The 3,441-nt window shown below is 63.4% G+C and carries 6 protein-coding genes; all 6 read right to left on the bottom strand.

Annotated elements, in window-relative coordinates; genetic code table 11:
• Positions 1–1,687, bottom strand: a 1,687-nt coding sequence (locus tag RT513_RS20750) for a hypothetical protein (RefSeq protein ID WP_313534562.1), incomplete at its 3' end; no start/stop codon positions are given.
• 1 nt (position 1,688) lies between these two features.
• Positions 1,689–1,982 carry a hypothetical protein gene (locus RT513_RS20745; RefSeq protein ID WP_035708910.1) on the bottom strand — a complete coding sequence of 98 codons (294 nt, stop codon included), beginning with the start codon at positions 1,980–1,982 and terminating at the stop codon, positions 1,689–1,691.
• 32 nt (positions 1,983–2,014) lie between these two features.
• The gene (locus tag RT513_RS20740; protein ID WP_051911018.1) at positions 2,015–2,344 is read right to left on the bottom strand and encodes a GTA-gp10 family protein; all 330 of its coding nucleotides are present in this window, start codon (positions 2,342–2,344) and stop codon (positions 2,015–2,017) included.
• Complete coding sequence (locus RT513_RS20735; RefSeq protein WP_051911019.1) at positions 2,344–2,757, bottom strand: phage tail tube protein; 414 nt, start codon at positions 2,755–2,757, stop codon at positions 2,344–2,346. The genes RT513_RS20740 and RT513_RS20735 overlap by 1 nt, the downstream gene beginning before the upstream one ends.
• 29 nt (positions 2,758–2,786) lie before the next feature.
• A complete protein-coding gene (locus RT513_RS20730) occupies positions 2,787–3,104 on the bottom strand; it encodes a hypothetical protein (RefSeq protein ID WP_290684751.1) in 318 nt (105 codons plus the stop codon).
• A 101-nt stretch (positions 3,105–3,205) separates the two neighbouring features.
• The coding region (locus RT513_RS20725; protein ID WP_313534558.1) for a hypothetical protein at positions 3,206–3,441 on the bottom strand (236 nt) is incomplete at its 5' end.

Here is a 3,441-nt window from a genome sequence, read left to right as displayed (position 1 = left end):
CGTGCGGGATGATCTGCGTGCCGTTCGGCAGGTTCATGAGTTCACCCCCCCGTTCATTGACCCAAGTCCATCCGCCACGCCAGTTATCCGTGCCGTTGGCGTTCGATCCGATCAGGCTGCCCAGAAAGCTGAAAATCCCGCCTGTCGCCCCGCCGGCTCCGGCGAGGGCCGCGAAGCCCTTGAGGGCCTGTGCCTGGGCAATCTGGGCGAGCAGCTGCGCCAATGCCTGCCGCGCCATATCCGACCCTTCGGTTGCTGCCAGAAACAGGTTGGCGACCGCGTTGCTGCCGCGCTCTCCATTGTCCTGCAACTCCTGCATCCGGTCCGCGGCGTCCTCAGCGCCCTGGGCGGCCACGGAATAGGCGGAGGCAAGGCTTTCGATCTGCGCCTCCAGTTCCGGCGTAACCTTCAGGCCGGCCTTCTGCACGGCGGTCATCAGCTCGGCGCGCCGCCGCGCGTATTCCACGGCATCCGCATAGGTCCGCCCTGAGGCTTCCGCCTTGCTGAACGCGTCGGACTGCGCCTCCAGAGCACGGGTTTCCTCGCGGATGGACGCAACGGCAGCAGAGTATTCGTCCTGTTTCGGCTTAGCGGCGCCGCCCCTTCCGCCTGATCCCTTACCCTTGCCAGACCCGCCACTGGGGATGAAGACGGGAGGCACCCAGTTGTCGTTCTGAGGCTTCCAGGTCGTCTCCTGCCGGCTCGACAGGATGCCGATGATCTCATCCTCTTCAGCGTTCAGATCGCGGAGGCGCTGGCTGATCTGACCCGTGCTGCGCATGCCGGACGGACGGCCCGCCATACGCTTCATCATTTCATTCAGCCGCACCTTCTCCTTCATTATTTCCGACTGGCGGTTTTGCAGCGTGGTATCCCGCTGGTTCTCGAACGAACGATATCCGTCGATAAAATCTGAAAGCGACGCGGCAGCAGACACGATCGCGGATTTGAGCGTCGTCCCCACTGTGGTTGCGATCAGATTGAACTGCCGGTCGACCTCGGCGGCCTTGGCGATCAACTCGTCATCCATGACGATACCCAGCTCGTTGGCCTGGTCGATGGTCCGCCGGATACCCGCCTCGCCCTGATCCAGCAGTTCGACGAACCGCTCGCCAGCGGAGCCGCCGAACAATTCGTCCGAAATCCTGATCTGGGCGGCACGGTCCATTTTCTGAAGGCGCCCGATGATTTCCAGCATCAGCTCGGACGGGTTCTTCAGCTTCTCCTTCAACTCTTCAGCACCGTAGCCGAGACGCTGAAACGCCTCGGCCGCAGAGCCTTGTCCGGTCAGCACGAATTCATCGGCCCGCAGGTTCAACTCCTTGAAGCCATCCACAAGGCTGTCCACGCCGATGCGGTTCTGATCGGCAACGAACTTCCACTCCTGAAATGCCTTGGTACTCATACCCGCGCGCTTCGCTTCGTCACCGACGGAAGCCACTTCCGTGGCGAGCCCGCGCACCCGACTTGTGGCCTCGGAGATCGCCGCAACGGCCGCGCCACCCAGAAATCCGCCAGCAAAGACAGCACCCAGCGACATCATCGAAGAGCGCATGCCGCTGGTCATACGGCTCAGACGGCCGCTGAAACCCTTTGCTTCCGAACTCGCCTTGTCCAGCCCGGACTGAAACGGCCCGATGTCGAGGCCAAGGCGCGCGCGCAGGGCAGCATTGTTCGGCGTGGCCATGTCACCCTCTCTGGCGCGCGCGCCAGTCCTCTATCGTAATTTTCGGGAGCCGCGCAGACAGGCTGCGAAGCGCAAGTTCCGGGTCCTGCGACTCATGGCGCTTCAGGAGCGACTTGAGCTTGGGTAGTCTGCGCTGATTTCCAAGCGCAACCGTCAACCAGGCCTGTGTCAGCCGCGCGTCCGCTTCGCTCTGCAGACGACGGCGAGCCCCGAGCATATGCACCTGATAGAGCCGCATCGTCAGGCCCCAGAAGGACCGGGGATCGAAGCCCGCCGCGACATAGGCCTCAAGCATCGCGGCCCAGCCCGGGCGTCCGGCAACCGGGCCTATTTCTTTTTTCTCCGGCCCTTCGCCTCCTGCGGCGCATCCGGTGCCGCCGCCGCGATGAGCTGATGTAAGATCTGACCATCCGCCGACAGGAGGTCCCCGGCTGTCTCTTCTGTGGCATCGGGATGGTGATGCTGCAGTGCCGACCAGACGAGAAGCCGCATCTCGATGGCACGGATGGCACCGATCTCATACCGCGCCAGAAGGTCGAACGAGCTTTTGCCACCCGAGGCCTCCTCGAACGCGCACATGGCGTTGAAATCGAGCCGGAGAGTGTAGCGCGCGCCATGAGCGCCAGCCGTCACCTCCCCCAGAAACGTGTTCGCCATCAGGTCACCACCTGCTCCGAGAGCCGGAAGGTGGCCGTCGCGGTCATCTTGTCCGCGATCGGCGCCGACCGGGCATAGGATTTCAGGAATCCCGAATAGGTCTCAGGCGCGCCATCCTCTGTCAGGGTAATCTCGATCAGGACCTGCTCACCGCTTGCCTTGATCGCGAGGAGGAGCACGTTGGTCGGGTTGCCGGGCACGAGGTTGGTGGGGATTGCCACCTCACCGCCGTCGATGAGACCGGAAATGAACTGCCGGCGGCGACCGGGAGATTTCATGTGCGTGACTTCGACTTCGTCGACCTGCTCATCCGGGAGATCGAGGTCTCCGACCAGTTCGAGGTCAGTCCAGGTGGGCGTGGCGCCACGCCCAATGCGGACGCTGCTGCCATAACCGATCATGCCGTCGGCCATCGTCGATCTCCATTACTGAGGGATGAGGGTCAGCCGCGGGACAGCGGCTGAAATGAGGTGATGCGAAATGTGCAGATCAGCGTTCCAAGGGCGCGCGAGGCGTGATCCTCGACCATGAGGCTGATCCCTTCGGGTTTGCAGATCGTGCTGGCACTCAGAAAGGCCGCGAACAAAGCCTGTTCGATCGCTTCCGCATCGATGTCGAGGTCATCCTCGACCTCGTCGCCACCAAGACGTTTGACGACGACCTGCAGGAGCGTTCCGCGTTCAGTCGCGCCGCGCGCGGAGAGCGTGATCCGCTCATCGGGGGTCACAACACCGAGGACAGGAAGTGTCTCCTCATCCACGTTGCCACGCCACGCTGGCAAGACCTTGACGGAAGAGAAGCGTGGTACCTCGGCAAGGGCTGCGCGCGCCGTCGTCCGGAAGGCTGTCCGCCACGCCCCCATCAGATATCCTCCGTCAGCTCGCAGAGGACCACTGCATCCGCGGCAGGGGACCCGGACGGCCAGACGTTCTTCACCCGGTAGCGCTTGCCGTTCCCGGGCTCTATCCGGTCACCGCGCGCGATCTCCGGCACGAGGTGACGTTCGACGCGCCAGCTGGGCGAGGTGATGAGCACCGCGACACCTTCGCTGTTCTGAGCTTCGACCGGCGTTTCCCGGAAGATGGACTGCACCATCC

The sequence above is a fragment of the Haematobacter sp. genome, from assembly GCF_032102465.1.
Classification (GTDB): Bacteria; Pseudomonadota; Alphaproteobacteria; order Rhodobacterales; family Rhodobacteraceae; genus Haematobacter.
This window is presented reverse-complemented; position numbering and strand designations above follow the sequence as displayed.

Bases quoted from the DNA above. Each gene is read 5' to 3' on its own strand.
- RT513_RS20745 (WP_035708910.1), bottom strand. From the start codon at position 1,982: ATGCTTGAGGCCTATGTCGCGGCGGGCTTCGATCCCCGGTCCTTCTGG.
- RT513_RS20740 (WP_051911018.1), bottom strand. From the start codon at position 2,344: ATGGCGAACACGTTTCTGGGGGAGGTGACGGCTGGCGCTCATGGCGCG.
- RT513_RS20735 (WP_051911019.1), bottom strand. From the start codon at position 2,757: ATGGCCGACGGCATGATCGGTTATGGCAGCAGCGTCCGCATTGGGCGT.